This window comes from Ensifer sp. WSM1721 (assembly GCF_000513895.2).
Lineage (GTDB): Bacteria > Pseudomonadota > Alphaproteobacteria > Rhizobiales > Rhizobiaceae > Sinorhizobium.
Genome location: NZ_CP165783.1, coordinates 81,031 through 99,060, shown reverse-complemented (window position 1 = coordinate 99,060; position 18,030 = coordinate 81,031). Strand labels below are relative to the sequence as shown.

15 protein-coding genes and 4 pseudogenes are annotated in these 18,030 nt (G+C 62.4%); 3 read left to right on the top strand and 16 right to left on the bottom strand.

The window, feature by feature from the left end:
- Positions 1-338 precede the first annotated feature (338 nt).
- Positions 339-2,957, top strand: a complete 2,619-nt coding sequence (locus tag M728_RS18250; RefSeq protein WP_026622643.1) for a malto-oligosyltrehalose synthase — start codon at positions 339-341, stop codon at positions 2,955-2,957.
- 19 nt (positions 2,958-2,976) lie between these two features.
- Here M728_RS18250 and M728_RS18245 read toward each other — a convergent pair whose 3' ends face one another.
- The 3 genes and pseudogenes from M728_RS18245 to pcaD (M728_RS18235) form a co-directional block, all read right to left on the bottom strand.
- Positions 2,977-4,032, bottom strand: a complete 1,056-nt coding sequence (locus tag M728_RS18245; RefSeq protein ID WP_026622644.1) for a 3-carboxy-cis,cis-muconate cycloisomerase — start codon at positions 4,030-4,032, stop codon at positions 2,977-2,979.
- A gap of 82 nt (positions 4,033-4,114) precedes the next feature.
- Positions 4,115-4,213: pseudogene (locus M728_RS18240) on the bottom strand (protocatechuate 3,4-dioxygenase subunit alpha); the annotation flags it as partial.
- A gap of 90 nt (positions 4,214-4,303) precedes the next feature.
- Positions 4,304-5,107 carry a 3-oxoadipate enol-lactonase gene (gene pcaD / locus M728_RS18235; protein WP_370906491.1) on the bottom strand — a complete coding sequence of 268 codons (804 nt, stop codon included), beginning with the start codon at positions 5,105-5,107 and terminating at the stop codon, positions 4,304-4,306.
- 90 nt (positions 5,108-5,197) lie between these two features.
- Between pcaD (M728_RS18235) and M728_RS18230 the strand changes: the two are divergent.
- Positions 5,198-5,563: pseudogene (locus M728_RS18230) on the top strand (LysR family transcriptional regulator); the annotation flags it as partial.
- Positions 5,564-5,723: 160 nt separating this feature from the next.
- Here M728_RS18230 and M728_RS18225 read toward each other — a convergent pair.
- The 13 genes and pseudogenes from M728_RS18225 to pcaD (M728_RS18165) form a co-directional block, all read right to left on the bottom strand.
- A complete protein-coding gene (locus M728_RS18225; RefSeq protein WP_026622948.1) occupies positions 5,724-7,619 on the bottom strand; it encodes a bifunctional sugar phosphate isomerase/epimerase/4-hydroxyphenylpyruvate dioxygenase family protein in 1,896 nt (631 codons plus the stop codon).
- Positions 7,616-8,449 carry a shikimate dehydrogenase gene (locus M728_RS18220; protein ID WP_026622947.1) on the bottom strand — a complete coding sequence of 278 codons (834 nt, stop codon included), beginning with the start codon at positions 8,447-8,449 and terminating at the stop codon, positions 7,616-7,618. The genes M728_RS18225 and M728_RS18220 overlap by 4 nt, the downstream gene beginning before the upstream one ends.
- Positions 8,450-9,169, bottom strand: coding sequence for an ABC transporter ATP-binding protein (locus M728_RS18215; protein WP_026622946.1), 720 nt, complete (start codon positions 9,167-9,169; stop codon positions 8,450-8,452). It abuts the gene before it with no gap.
- Positions 9,170-9,172: 3 nt separating this feature from the next.
- Positions 9,173-9,916 (bottom strand): ABC transporter ATP-binding protein, encoded by a 744-nt coding sequence (locus M728_RS18210; RefSeq protein ID WP_026622945.1) that lies wholly within the window; start codon positions 9,914-9,916, stop codon positions 9,173-9,175.
- The gene (locus M728_RS18205) at positions 9,913-10,884 is read right to left on the bottom strand and encodes a branched-chain amino acid ABC transporter permease (RefSeq protein ID WP_026622944.1); all 972 of its coding nucleotides are present in this window, start codon (positions 10,882-10,884) and stop codon (positions 9,913-9,915) included. Before M728_RS18205 ends, M728_RS18210 begins: the two co-directional genes overlap by 4 nt.
- On the bottom strand, positions 10,881-11,759 hold the full coding sequence (locus tag M728_RS18200; protein ID WP_026622943.1) for a branched-chain amino acid ABC transporter permease: 879 nt from the start codon (positions 11,757-11,759) through the stop codon (positions 10,881-10,883). Before M728_RS18200 ends, M728_RS18205 begins: the two co-directional genes overlap by 4 nt.
- A 57-nt stretch (positions 11,760-11,816) precedes the next feature.
- Positions 11,817-12,946: pseudogene (locus tag M728_RS18195) on the bottom strand (ABC transporter substrate-binding protein).
- A 117-nt stretch (positions 12,947-13,063) separates the two neighbouring features.
- A complete protein-coding gene (locus M728_RS18190) occupies positions 13,064-13,957 on the bottom strand; it encodes a LysR family transcriptional regulator (RefSeq protein WP_026622942.1) in 894 nt (297 codons plus the stop codon).
- Positions 13,958-14,054: 97 nt separating this feature from the next.
- A pseudogene (locus tag M728_RS18185) lies at positions 14,055-14,291 on the bottom strand (hypothetical protein); the annotation flags it as partial.
- Positions 14,292-14,331: 40 nt separating this feature from the next.
- On the bottom strand, positions 14,332-14,946 hold the full coding sequence (gene pcaG / locus M728_RS18180) for a protocatechuate 3,4-dioxygenase subunit alpha (RefSeq protein WP_026622940.1): 615 nt from the start codon (positions 14,944-14,946) through the stop codon (positions 14,332-14,334).
- A gap of 9 nt (positions 14,947-14,955) precedes the next feature.
- Positions 14,956-15,705: a protocatechuate 3,4-dioxygenase subunit beta gene (gene pcaH, locus M728_RS18175; protein ID WP_026622939.1), complete on the bottom strand. Its 750-nt coding sequence runs from the start codon at positions 15,703-15,705 to the stop codon at positions 14,956-14,958.
- 17 nt (positions 15,706-15,722) lie between these two features.
- The gene (pcaC, locus tag M728_RS18170; protein WP_026622938.1) at positions 15,723-16,127 is read right to left on the bottom strand and encodes a 4-carboxymuconolactone decarboxylase; all 405 of its coding nucleotides are present in this window, start codon (positions 16,125-16,127) and stop codon (positions 15,723-15,725) included.
- Positions 16,120-16,926 (bottom strand): 3-oxoadipate enol-lactonase, encoded by an 807-nt coding sequence (pcaD, locus tag M728_RS18165; RefSeq protein WP_370906490.1) that lies wholly within the window; start codon positions 16,924-16,926, stop codon positions 16,120-16,122. The genes pcaC and pcaD (M728_RS18165) overlap by 8 nt, the downstream gene beginning before the upstream one ends.
- 93 nt (positions 16,927-17,019) lie before the next feature.
- Here pcaD (M728_RS18165) and pcaQ point away from each other — a divergent pair, with 93 nt between their 5' ends.
- Complete coding sequence (gene pcaQ, locus M728_RS18160; protein ID WP_026622901.1) at positions 17,020-17,946, top strand: pca operon transcription factor PcaQ; 927 nt, start codon at positions 17,020-17,022, stop codon at positions 17,944-17,946.
- Positions 17,947-18,030: the final 84 nt, after the last annotated feature.

The following is an 18,030-nucleotide window of genomic DNA, read 5'->3' as shown; positions in this document are numbered from 1 at the left end:
CATGATCATTATTGCAGACACCACAGCGAGTGCCGCGATGAGGGCAATAAGTTCGATCATCAAATAGCGTTGCATATCGCGACGCACGGTGACTTCCTCCAAGTCATTGCGAGGATGAAAGAAAACGTTTCATCGCTGCAAATGTTCATCCCGGGCGGTTCGCACTGCGCGGTGGGCCGAGTCAACCCACTCGATTCCGCACTGCGGGAGGCACGGTTTCACCACCGGTGCCGGCATCGACCGGCTCCTTACATGAAGGCAGATCGGCCGCTTCCCGCACGGAACAAAGCGCGGCCAGTGGTGTTGGGCCGGATCGAGATTGTCAAACCAAACCCGCCATGCACCTGCCCACCGCAACCTACCGGCTACAGTTCCGAAACGGGATGGACTTCGAACGAGCGATCGAGTTGATCCCGCATCTGATCCAGCTCGGCATATCTCATCTCTACGCCTCTCCCATCTTCACCGCGGTGCGTGGCTCGACGCATGGCTACGATGTCACCGACTTCAACGAAATCGACCAGGCCCTGGGGGGGCGCGAGGGCTATCAGAGTCTGGTGCGCGCACTGAAGGCCCACGGCCTCGGTATCATCCTCGACATCGTTCCGAACCATATGGCGGCCCACCTCGAGAACGACTGGTGGCACAGCGTCGTCGAGTGGGGCCGCTCTAGCGAATTCGCTCATCATTTTGACATCGACTGGCGAGAACCCCTCACCCTCCCCTTCCTGGGCAAGCCTTTCGAGCAAGAGGTGGCTGCTGGCAGGCTGTTCCTGGCATTCGACCGCAACCGCAGTTGCCTTGCGCTCAACTACTGCGACGCCTTGTATCCGCTCGCTCCGGCTTCCTATTCGTCAATTCTCAAAGAGCCTCACCCCGCCCTTGACCGAATTGCCGCCATCGCCGGTGCAGTCGACTCCAGCGATGCCGAACGTCTCCACTCCGAGATCGCCGCGGCCATCGGTACGCCTTCGGTCGCCTCCGAGCTCAACGACCATCTGCGGCGGCTCTCCGTCGACAGGCAGCACCTCTGCAGGCTGCACGAGATGCAGCCGTGGCGGCTTAAGGACTGGAGGACCGCGCGGGACCATCTCAGCTACCGGCGGTTCTTCGAGATCACCGGTCTCGTCGGCATGCGCATCGAAGACCGCGCCGTCTTCGCCGATACCCACCGGCTTGTGCTCGACCTCGTCAAGGAGGGCCTGGTCGATGGGTTGCGGATCGACCACATCGATGGCCTTGCCGACGCTGAAGCCTATCTCCGCCGTCTACGGCACGAGACCGGCAACCGGACCTACATCGTCGTCGAGAAGATAATGCAGCCGAATGAAGCGCTGCCGGCGAATTGGCCTGTCGACGGGACCACAGGCTACGAGTTCATATCGGCCCTGGCGGAACTGCTGACCGAGGAGGCACCCCCGTCCGGTCTTTGGGACGAGGCGCAGCGATGCGCTGCGGAAAAAGCGGTCGCCGAATGCAAATTGCTGGTGCTCGGCCATAACCTCAACGCGGAAGTGGGGCGGCTCGCCGAACTTGCCGCTCGCCTCGGGAGGGACGAGGATCGCCACCGCATTGCCGAGGCCATTCGCCATCTGATTGCGGCGCTGCCTGTCTATCGAACCTATGTGAGCGATCGTGGTGCAAGCCCGCGCGACAGTCGTATCCTCGAAGAGATCGCAGCGAAAGCATCGGCTGCCGCGCCTGCTGTCAGCACCGAGATAGCGCTTGTGACCGCCGCGGTGAAATCGAAGCCAGGTTTGGCGGACCGGCAACTGCAGTCCGAGTTCCGCACACGCTTCCAGCAATTGAGCGGCGCCGCCATGGCCAAGGGGGTCGAGGATACCTTCTTCTATCGAAGGGGCGACTATCTCGCGGCAAACGAGGTCGGTGCAGATCCGTGCTGGCGGCCGGGCGGCATCGACCGCTTCCATGAGGTGATGCGGCATCGTGCGGAAGAAATGCCGAACGGCCTGTCAGCGACGGCTACGCATGACACAAAGCGCGGCGAGGATGCTCGCGCCCGGCTCTACGTCATCAGCGAGGCACCGGACGTCTGGGCGGCCGCGGTCGCACGCTGGCACGAGATGAACGTGGAGCGAATCCGCCGGCTCTCGGATGGCGATGCGCCGGAGACGTCCGTCGAACAATTCCTCTATCAGAGCCTCGTCGGCACCTGGCCCGTCGAGCCGCTTGTCAGCGAGGAGGAACTGTCTTCCCTGCGTGAGCGCATGGTGGGTTTTGCCGTGAAGGCGCTCCGGGAGGCAAAACTAAGGACGAGCTGGGATGATCCGGACGAGCGATATGAAGCGGTGATCACGGCGTTTCTCGGCGATCTCCTCGATGGGCGGAACAACGTATTTCTCGACGACTTCGAGCGGGCGGTCCGTCCCTTCGTCCGGGCGGGCCTCGTCAACAGCCTGTCGCAGACGCTGATGAAGCTGACCGCGCCCGGCATTCCGGACATCTATCAGGGCAGCGAGCGTCTCGATCTTTCCTTGGTCGATCCCGACAACCGGCGCGGTTTTTCCCCACGCCCCGCGCCTCCAAAACTGCCGAAAGCGCCGTTGACCGGCGATTTCGAGGTCTGCAAGCAGGCGCTGATCGGGATATGCCTGACCTATCGAAGGGAAGGTGGCGCGGACCTGTTTGCGAGAGGTGCGTATCAGCCGCTACACGTGGAAGGCCCCGGCTCCCGCCACGCAGCCGCTTTCATGCGCCGCAGCAAGGACGCGTTTTCGGTCACGGTGGTTCCGCGGCTCGTGTTTGGGCAGACGGATGGCGACGGACTCTCCGTCCGACCCGAACTTTGGCGGAATACATTTCTGGTGTGGCCCGAGGACTGCGATCTCAAGCCACTGCGAAATCTTGTGACGGACGACGTCACCGAGTCTCGCCCCCTTGTCGCCGTTGCGGACATCCTTCGCGACTTCCCCGTCGCCTTTCTCGTCGAGGCGTGATCGCGGATCCTCCCCGGCGTCAAACGCGCCCCAGCCGCCGGACGTTGCCGGCAAGCTCGCTGGCGAGCCTCAATGCCGCTGCCGTGGCACCGACCATCTGCGGCAGGATCAGCCATTCCAGCGTCCAGGCGGAGCCCGAGCGTTCCTGCTCATGAACGAGCGCCTGGTGGATTGCGGAGATCTGCGTGGCATTGAACCGAGCGAGCGTGACGAGCACCTCCGCCGCCACCGGATTTTGCTTGTGCGGCATGGCCGAGGAGGAGCCGCCGCCGGCAAGAACGATCTCCTCGCCCACCTGGGCCATCAAGGCCACGTCCTGGCCGAATTTGCCGAGGCTCCCGGTGATCAATGACAGCAGATGGGCGAAATCGGCTATGGCGGAGCGTTGGTTGTGCCATTGCGGCCAGTCGATAAGCGCGAGTTCCTCCGCCAGCGTTTCGCGCACGGCGTCCGCCTTGTCGCCGAGCTTGTCCAGCGTGCCGGCCGCCCCACCGAACTGTACTGCGAAAAGATCGCCTTCGATGGCGTCGAGCCGGTCCTGGTGGTCGAGCAGCGGCTCGATCCAGCTGCGCAGACGATCGCCAACCGTGATCGGGATTGCCGCCTGCATGCGGGTATGTCCGGTCAGCGGACGCTCGCCCCATTGCCGATCGCAGTCCTCTAGCGCCGCGACCAGCCCCCCAAGGCGGCCGGAGAACAGCTCGGCGATCGCCTTCAGCCGCAGCATGAGGCTGGTGTCGACGACATCCTGGCTGGTGGCGCCGAAATGCACATACTCCGCCGCTTCCTCGCCGGCGGCGGCGCGCAATTGCCGGACGAGCTCTGGCACGACGACGCCGTCGGCCGCAGTGGCGCGGCGCAAGGCCGCGACATCAGGGGAAAAGGCACGGCAAGCCGCAGTGATACGGTCGGCCGCCGCGTCCGGAATGACGCCGTGACGCGCCTCGGCGCGCGCAAGCGCGGCTTCGAAAGCGAGCATGGCGCGGATATCGGCGGCGACGGAAAACTCCGCCGCTACCGCCTCGTCGCCGAGAAGGCCGGAAAGATAGGGGTGATCAAAGGCCGAATAGGTCATGCCGCATCTCCAGCGTCTCGCTTCCCTAGGATCGGGAAAGTCTCACAAGCACGCGGCAACGCGGGGATCGGCTGCCGAACGATCAGATGTCCAGGAAGACAGTTTTCTTCTCGCCCTGGAGGTAAATGTCGGAAACATAATTAGGCGGCTCGCCGCCCGCGACAAGCACCTCGACGCGGTGACATGCGCGCGGCCGACGTAATCGTCGGCAAGGACGGCGCGGCGCGCCGCCACCCCCTTGCGGTAGCGATCGGAGGGCGCGAAGCATCACTCATGGCTTGTCTGCAGGCAAGGATCTGAAAAAGCTGCCGAGCGTCCGGGTCAGGGCCTCCGGCTGCTCGACACAGGGAATATGCCCGGCATCGCGGATCACTTCGAAGCGCGCGCCGGGAATGAGAGCGGCCGTCGAGCGCACCACGTCCGGCGGCGTCGAGCCGTCCTGGTCGCCGACGACGCAGAGCACCGGTACGGCGATCTTGCCGGCAGCGTCGGTGTAATCGGCGTTCCGGATGGCGGCGCAGGTGCCGAGGTAACCCGCAACCGGCTGACGGATCAGCATGTTGCGGTAGCCGACGAAGGCGGCGTTCTCGGGCCGGCGGAAAGCCGGCGTGAACCAGCGCTCGAGCACGCCGTCGGCGATCGCCTCGAGCCCATGCGCCTCGATCGCGGCGATGCGGGCATCCCACATCTCCGCCGTGCCGATCTTGTGCGCGGTATCGCAAAGCACGAGCGCGCGCACCAGATCGGGTCGGCGCTGGTAGAGCGACTGTGCAATGAGGCCGCCGACGGAGAGGCCGCAGACGATCGCCCGCTTCACGGCGAGCCGGTCGAGAAGGCCGGCGAGATCGGTCGCATGGTCCTCGATCGAATAGGGAACCTGGCCGATCTCCGAAAGGCCGTGGCCGCGTTTGTCGTAAAGGACGATCGCAAAATCGGCGGCCAGCCGCACGACGACGTCGCGCCAGATGCGAAAGTCCGTGCCGAGCGAATTGATGAGGACGAGCACGGGCTTTCCCGCGGCGGCGCCAACCAGCCGATAGTGGATCGTGATGTCGTTGATACGGGCGAATTGCACGGCTCTCCTCCTCCTCACCAAATCGGCTATTTCATCCGGTTAGGTAAAATGATATTTCATGGCTTTTCATTAACCTGAAGGTTATGGATAATGATCAACGCCCGCGTCAAGTTTCGCCATCTGCAGACATTTGTCGAGGTTGCACGCCAGAAGAGCGTGGTGAAGGCGGCTGAACTCCTGCGTGTCAGCCAACCGGCCGTCACCAAAACGATCCGCGAGCTGGAGGAGGTGCTGGGCGTTGCCGTTTTCGAGCGCCACGGGCGCGGCATCAGGATCACGCGTTACGGCGAGGTCTCCCTGCGCCATGCCGGCGCTGCGCTGACAGCGCTGAGGCAGGGCCTCGACTCCGTCTCGCAGGAGCGTTCTGGCGACGGCCCGCCGATCCGCATCGGCGCGCTACCGACCGTCTCGACCCGCATCATGCCTGGCGCCATGACGCTCTTCCTCAAGGAGAAGTGTCGCTTGGCATTTAATTAGGTTCTTCCTCACTTTGTATGGTGGCGATTGGTCAAGCGGCAGCATGCGTGCCCTGAGCAGCTCCGGGCCAGCTCTGCCATATTGCACGCTTGATTGTCTTCAGGCGATTGATTTGGCGAAGCCTCGGCGAAGCTGGGCTTCAGCCGGTAATTTTGGGCAGCCCCTCGGGCCGCAGATGCTTCTTGAGGGCCGCGATGCGAAATATGGCGTTGGCGGCACCGTAGCCGCGATAACCGCGCCGCTCGACGATTTCGAAGAAGAAGCCCTCACCATAGGTCGGGCTGTAGAGCTGGAAGAACTCCCCGTGCTCGTCGCGATCGTAAAGAATATTCTCCGCCCTCAGCCGCTCTGTCAGCTGCGGATCGAGACCAAATCGCGCCTCGACGTCGTCATAATAGTTCGGCGAGATGTGCAGCGCCCGGAAGCCATTCCTGCGCAATGCCGCCGCCGTTGCGAAGATGTCGTCGGTATCGAAGGCGAGATGCTGGACGCCCGAGCCGAAAGTCTCGGCGATGAAATGCCCCGCGAGCGTCCTGCGGTTCTCCGCACCATTGAGTGTTATTCGGAGAGTGCCGGACGCGTTCTCTACCACCTGGCTGCGGACGACTCCGGCCGGATCGATGATGTCGACCACCGGCGTCTTCCCGGCTTCGAAGATCGACGTGTAGAACAGAACCCAGGTGAGCATCTCTTCATAGGATACCGTCTGAGCGATATGGTCGATGTGCCGAAGGCCAGCGCCTTCCACGCTGCTATCCTCCGCGGCCGACACGAAGTCGATCTCCCAGATGCGGCCGAGATCGGTCTTGTCATCAAGTAGATAGACGATCCCGCCGCCCACGCCGCGGATGGCAGGCACTTCGACTTCGCCAGGCGCCACGGGCTGGCTGAATGGCTCGGCATTGAGCGCGACGGCGCGCTCCATCGCTTTTTGCGCGTCATCCACCATCAGCGCCACAGCATAGGCCGAGCTGCCATGAACGGCGTAAGAGGCACCGGCAAAGCCGCCTTGATCCGTGTTCACCAGTACGCGGATATCGCCCTGTCGGTACAGCTCGACCTGCTTTGATCGGTGGGTGGCCGCCTTGCGAAATCCGAGTGTCTTCAGCATGGCTATAAGTTCCGCGGCCTCTTCGTCGGCAGCGGAGAACTCGATGAAACCGACCTCGTTGACTTCGGCGCGCTCGGGCATCGGCGCCACGGTGAGCGCGCCGGCGCCAGGATGACGCCGCACCTGGTCGCCCAGATAGATCAGCGAGCGATGGCCGTCGGCGGCGATCGGCTTGGCCGCGCCGCCGCGAAACTGGTCGTTGAATATCTCCAGCGAAAAATAGCCGTCATAGCCGGTCTCCGCGATGGCCCGGGTGAACTCGGCGACAGGCAGGTCGCCCTCCCCTGGCATGTTGCGGAAGTGGCGACTCCAATAGAGCAGATCCATGTCGATTAGCGGCGCATCGGCGAGCTGAACGATGAAGATCTTTTCCTTGGGGATCGAGCGGATCGAATTGATGTCGATCTTGCGAGACAGCGTATGGAAGCTGTCGAGGATCAGGCCGATGTTCGGGTGATCGGCTCGGCGCACGATCTCCCAGGCATCGCGATGGTCCGAGATATGCCTGCCCCAGGCAAGCGCCTCATAGCCCACTTTCAACCCGCGCTTCGCCGCTCGCTCGCCGAGCTCGTGAAAATCCGCCGCCGCCCGATCGACGCCGCCGAGTGATATCGGCGATATGTTGGAACAGACGAGCAGCAGATCGGTGCCGAGCTGCTGCATGATGTCGAATTTGCGTTCTGCCCTGTCGAAGGTGCGCGTGCGGTGCGGCTCAGGCATGCCTTCGAAATCCCGGAACGGCTGGAAAAGCGTGATCTCCAGACCGTGGTCGCGCACCATTTTTCCGACATCAGCCGGGCTGCCGTCGAAGGCGAGGAAATCATTCTCGAAGATCTCGACACCGTCGAAGCCGGCCGCCGCTATCGCCGCGAGCTTGTCAGGCAATTCGCCGCTGATCGAGACGGTTGCGATCGAAGTCTTCATCTCACGACACCTCCGTCCTCGCTGTCCTTGTCGAGTCCCCAAAAGGCGATCTGCGTCGGCAATTGCGCGAGCGTCATCTCCGCGCCGGTCTGGATCGCGAAGCCGCGGCGCCGAGCCTCTTCGAGCCAGGGCGTCACCGGCGGCTTCGTCACCGCATCGGCGATGATTTCCGCGCGCGTCAGCCGTTCGAGCGGAAAGGGGTGAGGATCGGCCTCGTTCATGCCTGCCGGCGAGGCATTGATGGCTATATCCACGGCGACGTCGTCCGGCAAATCATCGTGCGCTTGAACTTGCGGGTAGTCGCGGCGCAGATGCGCGATCAGGCGGTCCGCCTTCGCCTGATCGCGCTCGATGACGATGAGGGTTGCCGCACCCGCCTCCGCAAGCGCATAGACGATGGCCGCCCCCGCGCCGCCAGCGCCGACGACCAGTGCCGTCTTGCCTCGAACGCTCACACGGTTCTTCGCAAGCGCCGCAACCATCGCCTCGCCGTCCACCATGTCTCCGACCAGCGTCCCGTCCGCATTTCTTCGGACGATGTTGACGGCCCCGGCTCGGCGGGCCCGGTCGGTCAGTTCGTCGACGCTGGCAAAGGCCGCCTGTTTGTGCGGCATCGTCACCGACAAACCGGCGCAATTCAGCGTATCGCGCATGGCGTCGAAAAACGCTCCGACCTTCTCGGGAAGGATATCGATCGGGATCAGAACCGCGGCGACGTCGTTCTCAGAAAACCACTCGTTCATCGGCCCCGGCGATTTTACCTGCTCGACCGGGTGACCGATGAGTGGGATGAAAACCGTTTTGCCGCTAATGGTCGTCACCGGCCGCATTTACGCCTCCTCGAGATGGGCGCCGAGGAAGAGCTGGCCCACGCGCGGATCGGCGAGAAGCTTGTCGGCCCTGTCGTACATTCGGGTCCGGCCCTGTTCGAGCACGAGGCCGAAGTCCGACATGGCGAGTGCCGCCTTCGCATTCTGCTCGACCATCAGGATCGTCACGCCTTCGTCGCGCAGCCGGAGCAGCGTGCGGAAGGTCTCGTTGATCATCTGTGGGGAGAGCCCGATCGACGGCTCGTCGATGAGGATGAGCGAGGGATTGAGCAAAAGGGCGCGGGCGATCTCCAACTGTTTCTGCTGGCCGCCCGAGAGCGTGATTGCCTGCTCCTTCGCTTTTTCCTTGAGGATGGGGAACTGCTCCATCACCTCGTCGATCCGCCTGGCGATCTGCGCCTGGTCGGTGGACGATATGCCGCCGATCTCGAGATTGTGGCGCACCGACAGCATTGGGAAGAGATTGCGCCCCTGGGGCACATAGGTGACTCCCTTGGCCAGCATTTTCGCCGGCGGCAGTGCGGTGACGTCCTCGCCGTTCAACGACACGTTGCCCGAGCGGATTTTCAGGAGCCCGAAGATCGCCTTGAAGACCGTCGATTTGCCTGCCCCGTTTGGGCCGATCACTGTGGTGATCGTGCCCTTGTCGATCTTGAAGGAGGTGCCGTTCAGGATCGTCATTTTGCCGTAGCCGCCATAGACCTGCTTGAGTTCCAGCATGGCTCAACCTCCGAGATAGGCTTCGATGACGGTCGAATCGTTGCGCACCGTTTCCGGATCGCCTTCGGCAATGATCCTGCCGTTCGCCAGAACGATGATGCGCGTGCAGAGCGACATCACGAATTCCATGTTGTGTTCGATGACGACGAAAGTCGCTCCGCGTTCCTGGTTGAAGGCCTTCAGCCGCTCCTTGAGATCGGCGAGCATGGTGAGATTGACGCCGCCGGCCGGCTCGTCGAGCATCACCAGCTTCGGTCCCGCCATGAACGCCATGGCGGCGTCGAGCAGCTTCTGCTGGCCATAGGAAAGCGACCCGGCCTTCTCGTAGGTCTGGTGCCCGAGACGGAAGAAGTCGATCATTCTCAAGGCCTCGGCGGTCAGGCCCGCATCCGGCTTGCCGAAGAGACGCGAGAGCATCGTGCCCTTGTGCTCCTGCCCGGCCAGGATGATGTTGTCGAGTACCGTCATATCCGGAAAGACCTGCAACATCTGAAAGGTGCGGCCGACTCCGAGCTTGTTGAGGTCGCAGGGCCGCTTGCCGGCGACATCCTGCCCGTCGACGAGCACGCTTCCCGTCGAAGCCGGCAACTGGCCGAGGACGCAGTTGAAGAGGGTCGACTTGCCGCTGCCGTTCGGGCCGATCAAGCCTAGGATCTCGCCCTGGTGGACGTCGAACGACACGTTGTCCACGGCTCTCAAGCCGCCGAAGGATTTGCTGACATTGCGTACGGAAAGGACCGGCGTCATCGTCCTGCCTCCCAGGTAGTGGCATTCGGGTTCTGCCGGATCTTCAGCGCCGTGCGGGCGCGCTCTACCAGGCCGAGCAAGCCGGTCGGGCAGAATACCATCAGCACGATAACCAGCGTTGCGTAGATCATCAGGTAATATCCCTCGGTGAAGCGCAGGAATTCCGGCGCGAGGACAATCAGCAGTGCGCCCAGTATCGGGCCGAAGAAGAAACCTGCGCCGCCGACGATCACCATGAGCAGGACCTTGAGCGAGATCGTCAGGCCGAAGGAATGCGGATCGATGAACTGCGTGAGCTGTGCAAGGAGGCTGCCGGCGAGCCCGCCATAGGAGGAGCCGATGGCGAAGGCGAGAAGCGTCGTCTTGCGGATGTCGACGCCTAGGCTGTTGGCGCGGATCGGGTTCTCGCGCAGCGCCTTGAAGGCGCGGCCCCAGGGCGAGCGGATGATGCCATAGAGGGCGGCCGCCATCAGCACGAACAGCGCAAGCACGAAGAAATAGAAGGCAAGCGGCTTCTGGGTGGGCAAGCCGAGGATCTCCGGCCGCGGGATGCCGACGATGCCGTAGGTGCCGCCGGTCAGCCATTCCTCGTTACGCATAGCAAGCACAACGAGGGCGTTGAAGGCCAACGTGATAAAGGCGAGGAAGTGATGCTGGACGCGCAGCGCCGGGTAACCGAGCAGGAAACCGATGACGAAACAGAGCACCATTGCAGCGATCATGGCGACCGGCCATGGCACGCCGGCCATGGTCATGAGGGCCGTCATATAAGCGCCGATGCCCATGAAGGAGGCCTGGGCGAGCGATACCTGGCCAGCATAGCCGAGGGTCAGATTCAGCCCCATCGCGGAGATCGAATAGACCAGCCACGACGACAGCACGAAGACGCCGTAATTGGACTGCGTGAAGGGCAGCAGGATCAGGATCGCCAGGCCCGCGACCAATGTAAGGAGAGTGTGCTTGCTCATACGGTGCGTCCTTCCGCCTTTCCGAGCAGGCCCTGCGGCCGCACGAGGATGATGATGATAAGAAGGATCAACGGCACCGCGGAGCGGTAAGACGCGGAAATATAGGCCGCCGAAAGATTGTCGATGACGCCGATCAGAAGACCGCCGGCAAGCGCGCCGCGGATCTGATTGAAGCCGCCGACGATGGCCGCGATGAAGGCGATCAGACCAAGCGTCTCGCCGTTCGAGAACTTCGCCAGATAGATTGGCGAGATGAGGATCGAGGCGAGAAAGGCGAGTGCCCCGTTGATCAGGAAAGTGTAGAGAATCATGCGCTTAACGGGCACGCCAAGGATTTCGGCGACCTGCGGATTTTGCGCCGTCGCCTGCATGCAACGGCCGATCTTCGTCCCATTCAGAAAGAGCTGCAGCAGTGCCACCGCGCCAAGCGCAATCAAGAGAACGGCGATGTCCTGCACGGAAATGGCGGCGCCGAGAATGTTGAGCGTGCGGTCGGAAAAGAGTGCCGGGAAGGGTAGCGCCTCGGCAGTGTAGAATTGTTTGACGCTTTCCTTCGCCAGGATGCCAAGCGCGATCGTCGCAATGACGATCGGCAGGACGCCATGTGGCAGCAAGGGATCGATGATGATGCGCTTGAAGCCGAAGCCGAGAAGCAACAGCGAAAGAGCAAGGGCAATCGCCATCGCCACCGGGAAGCTCAGGCCAAGAAACTGCGTTCCGGCGAGAACGAAGAAGGCCGGTAGCATGATGAACTCGCCCTGGGCGAAGTTGATCGTCTGCGACGCTTGCCAGAGAAGGGTGAAGCCGATCGCCGCGAGCGCATAGATCGACCCCGTTGCCAGTCCGGAGACGAACAACTGAAAGAACGTATCCATTGAAGATGTCCCAAGAAGGGGGCTTCTGGCCCTCAGCGGGCCCGAAGCCTGCCCGTTTTAGAGTTTCGGCAGCGTGGTCACGACCGTCTGCTTGCCGTCCTTGACCTCGACCAGGAAGCTGTCGCGGTTGATCTCGCCCTTGTCGTCCCAACTGGTCTCCATCAGTATTCCGGGTTCGTCGGCCGGCGTGATCGTCAACCCGTGCAATGCATCGGCAAAGGCCTGGGGATCGACCTTGCCGTTCTTGGTAGTGACATATTTCACTACATAGGCCCCCATATAGGCCTTGATGGCATTGTGATCGGGCTTGTAGTTGTACTTCGCCTCGAATTTCTTCGCGAACTCTTCGATGCCCGGGATCGGCGCGCTGGCGGTAAGGCCGACATGGCCGCGCACCCCATTGACGGCCTCGCCGGCAAGATCGACGACCTTCTGGTTCATCAGCGTCGTCTCGCCGAAGATCGGCTGCGTCACGCCCTGCTTACGGATTTCCTTGAGAAGCCGCGCGCTCTCCTCTTCGTGGAGATAAGCGAAAATGGCATCGGCATTGCTCGACTTGAGCTTGATGACGTCGGCGGCAAAATCCGCCTGACCCACTTCGCTGGAGACGTCGGCGGTGACCGTGATGCCGTGCTTCTCGAGCTCGGCGACGAAGGAATCCCGACCGCCCTTGCCGAAGTCGTCGTTGACCCATGCAATGGCGACCGATTTCACCTTCATTTCATCGGCAAGATATTTGACGAGCTTCGGCATCGACTGCTGCGCGCCGAACGAGGTCCGGAAGATATAGGGGTTGCCCATGTCGGTGATGAACGGAGCTTCGGCGCCGGTCAGTTGCGGCACGCCGTTCTGCTGGGCGACCATCATGTTGACCTTGACCGAGCCGGAATAGATCGGACCCATGATGACATAAGCGCCGTCGTCGATTGCCTTCTGCACCATGGCGCGCGAAATGGTCGGGTCGGTCTGCGTGTCGTAGTCGGTTACCTCGACCTGTTGCCGCCGGCGGCGTTGATTTCCTCGAAAGCGAGCTTCAACGCATCACGCCAATTGCTCCCGACCGTCGCGCCGGCCCCGGAAAGCTCGATTACGTTCGCAATCTTTATCGTGTCTGCCCAGGACATACTCGGCAATCCAGCCGACAGCGCCACGGCGATTGCGATCGCCGCAATAGCTCTCTTTTTCATGTTCTCCTCCTCATTTCATTCGATGGGCGGCGAACCTCCCCCCGCCCAGTTGCGCCATAATGTCCGAACTCTAACGTAACGGCAAATACCAATGAATGAGAGGTCCATAACATCATGTTATCTTTTCGCTCGGTTCATTTCGCTACGCAGCGTCTCGATGAAGCGCTCCGAAAAGATCGACAGTGGCACGTCGCGACGATAGGCGACATAGGTCGAAAATGTCGTGTCGGCTTCGATCTCCAGGCATTTGATTCCCGGCACCTTTCCCCCCGCGACGGTGAACTCGTCGATGATGGCGATGCCGAGATCAGCGCCGACCAACGCGCAGACGGTCGTGCCGAAACGCGCCTTTATCTTCATATCGTAAGCCAGGTGCTGGCGGCGGAAAATCTCCGTCATCACGCGTCCATAGGGATCGTTCGGATCAATGCCGATCAAGGTGTGACGGACGATCTCCGCCGGTGCAATCGTTTCCTTCTCGGCGAGCTCGCTCTCTTGCGGGACGATGCAAAGCAGCCGCCCGGTCGCGAGCGGTTCGAAATGAATGATCGAGTGCTCGAGATAAGAACTGATTGCAACGACCTCACCCCGTCCAACGAGCAAATAATCGATCGCCTCCTCGATCTTCAGAATGTTGATGTCGACGTAGAGCGCCGGATATTGCTCCCTGAGCTTTGCAATTGCCCGCGGCACCATCACATTGGCGATGCTCGGAACGGAGCCGACACTCAGCTCAAGCCCGTCACCCTTTTCCAGTCGCTGGACCGCGAACTGCAGATCTTCGACCTGTCGATAGACGGTGTCGAGCAATCCAAAGATGTGGCGAGCCTCGGGAGTGGGTACATATCGCCCCTGGCTGCGGTTGAAGAGTCTGATCCTGAGACTGTCTTCCGTATATTTCATCAGCCGGCTCACGCCGGGTGCCGCCACGCCTAGCAGTTTTGCCGCACCGGCAATCGTGCCTGTCACCATGATGGCGCGAATCACTTCGATTTGACGCAAGGTCAGCATGTCTCCTCCAGGACCGGACTCGGGCGACTCCTCCTGTCCGTGCTTGCGGCAGAATGCGGATGCAGGTTTCGGATGTCGACGAAAAAAGCTGCCGACATCAATCAGCACCGCTCCGATCGGACCGGCTCAAGCACCATGACGTGGACGACAGCTTACGCAGTGCCCATCGCCGGATATTGCCCGCGAGCTCGGCGGCGAGCCTCAATGCCGCTGCCGTCGCGTCGACCATCTGCGGCAGGATCAGCCATTCCAGCGTCCAGGCGGAGCCCGAGCGTTCCTGCGCATGAACGAGCGCCTGGTGGATTGCGGAAATCTGCGTGGCGTTGAACCGAGCGTCAAAAAGCATGCGGCAAGGCAGAACGGCTGCCGACCGATCAGATGTCCAGGAAGGCCGTTTCCTTTTCGCCCTGGAGATGAATGTCGAAGACGTAGACGGGCGACTCTCCGGCCGCGACAAGCGTTTCGACCCTATCGCGATGTTCGATTTTGGCAAGGAGCGGGTCCTCGCCATTGGCGGTCGCCTCGTCCGGGAAGTACATGCGCGTGTGCAGTCCGATATTGATGCCGCGGGCAACGATCCAGAAGGTGATGTGCGGCGCCATCAGGCGGCCGTCGCGGAAAGGCACGCGACCCGGCTTCACCGTCTCAAACACGAAAACGCCGTCCTCGGCGCTCGTCGGGCAGCGGCCCCAGCCAGCAAAATTCGGATCCGCCGAGCCGCGCGTTTCCGAAGGCGAATGATAAAGCCCTGCGGCATCCGCCTGCCAGATTTCGACGAGGGCGTCCTTGAGCGGCATTCCGGCGCCGTCGATCACGCGGCCCGTGACGGTGATGCGCTGCCCGAGTGTCCTGTCGTTGACCATCGACGATCCGAGATCAGTTTCATAAATGCCGGAAATTCCGCAAAAGTTCGGCGTGAGCCCGATATGGACGTAAGGCCCTGCAGTTTGCGAGGCGGTTTCCTTGAGATAACCCAGGTCCTGAACCATCGATTCCTCCTAGTTCCCTTCCGGCCGGTTCTCGAAGAGCGTCGAACGGCGGCCGCGCAGAACGATATCGAACTTGTAGGCGCGCGCATCCATCGGGACCGTGTTCCCCCAGTCGAGCGCCGCGATCAGCTGCTCGATCGCCCGGCGATCGGGAATTGTCCCGACGATCGGGCATTTCCAGATCATCGGGTCGCCCTCGAAATACATCTGCGTGATCAGCCGCTGGGCAAAGCCGTGGCCGAAGACCGAGAAGTGGATATGTGCCGGCCGCCAGTCGTTGACGCCGTTCGGCCAGGGATAGGGGCCTGGTTTGATCGTGCGGAAGTAATAATCGCCGTTCTCGTCGGTGATCGTCCGGCCGCAGCCGCCGAAATTCGGATCGAGCGGCGCCAGATAGCTTTCTTTCTTATGGCGGTAGCGGCCGCCGGCATTCGCCTGCCAGAATTCGACCAGCGCGCCCGCAACCGGCCGGGCCCGTTCGTCCAGCACCCGCCCATGCACGATGATGCGCTCACCGATCGCGCTCTCACCAGGCTTTGCGAAATTATGGATCAGGTCGTTGTCGAGTTCGCCGAGCATCGAATGGCCGAAGACGGGACCGGTGATCTCCGAGATCGTGCCGTCGAGCGACAGCAGGGCCTTTCGTGGCGAGCGTAGCACCGAGGTCTTGTAGCCGGGTGTCAAGGCCGGCGGGTGCCAGCTCCGGTCGCGCGGGAAAAAGGCGCCGGTTTCCGGCCGACCATTGTCATGATTGGACATGTTCGCTCTCTCCCTTCTCAGGCTGACTTGCCGGCGTCCATCTCGCCGAGAACCCGCTTGGCGATCTTGATGGCGTGGTTGGCCGCGGGCACCCCGGCATAGATCGCCACATGCAGGAGCGCCTCTGAGATGTCCTCCGGGGTGGCTCCCGTATTGGCCGTCGCTCGGACATGCATCGCCACCTCCTCGTCCTGGCCGAGGGCCGCAAGCAGCGCGATGGTGACGATCGACCGCTCGCGCTTCGTCCAGGCGGGACGCGCCCAGACATGCCCCCAGGCGGCTTCCGTGATCAGTTCCTGGAAGGGTCGATCGAAATCGGTCAAGGCGGACTGAGCGCGGTCGACGTGATTGTCACCGAGGACGGCACGGCGGGTCGCCATCCCTTGGCGATAGCGGTCGGAGGGCGCGAAAGCGTCACTCATGGTTTGTCTCCAGCAAGGATCTGAAAAAGCTGCCGAGCGTCCGGGTCAGGGCCTCCGGCTGCTCGACACAGGGAATATGCCCGGCATCGCGGATCACTTCGAAGCGCGCGCCGGGAATGAGAGCGGCCGTCGAGCGCACCACGTCCGGCGGCGTCGAGCCGTCCTGGTCGCCGACGACGCAGAGCACCGGTACGGCGATCTTGCCGGCAGCGTCGGTGTAATCGGCGTTCCGGATGGCGGCGCAGGTGCCGAGGTAACCCGCAACCGGCTGACGGATCAGCATGTTGCGGTAGCCGACGAAGGCGGCGTTCTCGGGCCGGCGGAAAGCCGGCGTGAACCAGCGCTCGAGCACGCCGTCGGCGATCGCCTCGAGCCCATGCGCCTCGATCGCGGCGATGCGGGCATCCCACATCTCCGCCGTGCCGATCTTGTGCGCGGTATCGCAAAGCACGAGCGCGCGCACCAGATCGGGTCGGCGCTGGTAGAGCGACTGTGCAATGAGGCCGCCGACGGAGAGGCCGCAGACGATCGCCCGCTTCACGGCGAGCCGGTCGAGAAGGCCGGCGAGATCGGTCGCATGGTCCTCGATCGAATAGGGAACCTGGCCGATCTCCGAAAGGCCGTGGCCGCGTTTGTCGTAAAGGACGATCGCAAAATCGGCGGCCAGCCGCACGACGACGTCGCGCCAGATGCGAAAGTCCGTGCCGAGCGAATTGATGAGGACGAGCACGGGCTTTCCCGCGACGGCGCCAACCAGCCGATAGTGGGTCGTGATGTCGTTGATACGGGCGAACTGCACGGCTCTCCTCCTCCTCCTCACCAAATTGGCTGTTTCATCCGGTTAGGTAAAATGATATTTCATGGCTTTTCATTAACCTGAAGGTTATAGATAATGATCGACGCCCGCGTGAAGTTTCGCCATCTGCAGACATTTGTCGAGGTTGCACGCCAGAAGAGCGTGGTAAAGGCGGCTGAACTCCTGCGTGTCAGCCAACCGGCGGTTACCAAGACGATCCGCGAGCTGGAGGAGGTGCTGGGCGTTGCCGTCTTCGAGCGCGACGGGCGCGGCATCAGGATCACGCGCTACGGCGAGGTCTTCCTGCGGCATGCCGGCGCTGCGCTGACCGCGCTTCGCCAGGGCCTCGATTCCGTCTCGCAGGAGCGTTCTGGCGACGGCCCGCCGCTCCGCATCGGTGCGCTACCGACCGTCTCGACCCGCATCATGCCTGGCGCCATCGCGCTCTTCCTCAAGGAGAAGACCGGCGCCCGCGTCAAGATCGTGACCGGCGAAAATGCAGTGCTGCTGGAACAATTGCGCGTCGGCGACCTCGACCTCGTCGTCGGGAGGCTCGCCGCCCCCGACAGGATGACCGGCTTCTCCTTCGAACACCTCTATTCCGAGCAGGTCGTCTTTGCCGTTCGCGCCGGTCATCCGCTGCTTTCCGGCAAGCAATCGGTCTTTGCGCATCTCGGCGACTATCCGGTGCTGATGCCGACGCGCGCTTCGATCATCCGCCCCTTCGTCGAGCGCTTCCTGATCACCAACGGCATTGCCGGCCTGCCGAACCAGATCGAAACCGTCTCCGACTCCTTCGGCCGCGCTTTCGTCCGCTCGAGCGATGCCATCTGGATCATCTCCAGCGGCGTCGTCGCCACCGACATCGAGGACGGCCTGTTTTCGACCCTGCCCCTCGACACCAGCGAAACCAAGGGGCCGGTGGGCCTCACAATGCGCACCGACGCAATCCCCTCCCTGCCGCTCTCGATCCTGATGCAGACGATCCGCGAGGCGGCGGAGGCGGTGGTGGCGAAGGCATGATCGGCGGGGCGGGCTTACCCGCCCATGGGATCAAAACGGCAGCCCGCTAAGTTTTTTCCGCTCTGAGGACATGGGGCCCGTCCA

Coding starts and splice junctions, on each gene's coding strand:
- pcaC (WP_026622938.1), bottom strand. CDS start 16,127: ATGAGTGACGCTTTCGCGCCCTCCGACCGCTATCGCCAAGGGATGGCG.
- pcaQ (WP_026622901.1), top strand. CDS start 17,020: ATGATCGACGCCCGCGTGAAGTTTCGCCATCTGCAGACATTTGTCGAG.
- M728_RS18190 (WP_026622942.1), bottom strand. CDS start 13,957: ATGCTGACCTTGCGTCAAATCGAAGTGATTCGCGCCATCATGGTGACA.
- M728_RS18250 (WP_026622643.1), top strand. CDS start 339: ATGCACCTGCCCACCGCAACCTACCGGCTACAGTTCCGAAACGGGATG.
- pcaH (WP_026622939.1), bottom strand. CDS start 15,705: ATGTCCAATCATGACAATGGTCGGCCGGAAACCGGCGCCTTTTTCCCG.
- M728_RS18205 (WP_026622944.1), bottom strand. CDS start 10,884: ATGAGCAAGCACACTCTCCTTACATTGGTCGCGGGCCTGGCGATCCTG.
- M728_RS18245 (WP_026622644.1), bottom strand. CDS start 4,032: ATGACCTATTCGGCCTTTGATCACCCCTATCTTTCCGGCCTTCTCGGC.
- pcaG (WP_026622940.1), bottom strand. CDS start 14,946: ATGGTTCAGGACCTGGGTTATCTCAAGGAAACCGCCTCGCAAACTGCA.
- M728_RS18225 (WP_026622948.1), bottom strand. CDS start 7,619: ATGAAGACTTCGATCGCAACCGTCTCGATCAGCGGCGAATTGCCTGAC.
- M728_RS18210 (WP_026622945.1), bottom strand. CDS start 9,916: ATGACGCCGGTCCTTTCCGTACGCAATGTCAGCAAATCCTTCGGCGGC.
- M728_RS18200 (WP_026622943.1), bottom strand. CDS start 11,759: ATGGATACGTTCTTTCAGTTGTTCGTCTCCGGACTGGCAACGGGGTCG.
- M728_RS18215 (WP_026622946.1), bottom strand. CDS start 9,169: ATGCTGGAACTCAAGCAGGTCTATGGCGGCTACGGCAAAATGACGATC.
- M728_RS18220 (WP_026622947.1), bottom strand. CDS start 8,449: ATGCGGCCGGTGACGACCATTAGCGGCAAAACGGTTTTCATCCCACTC.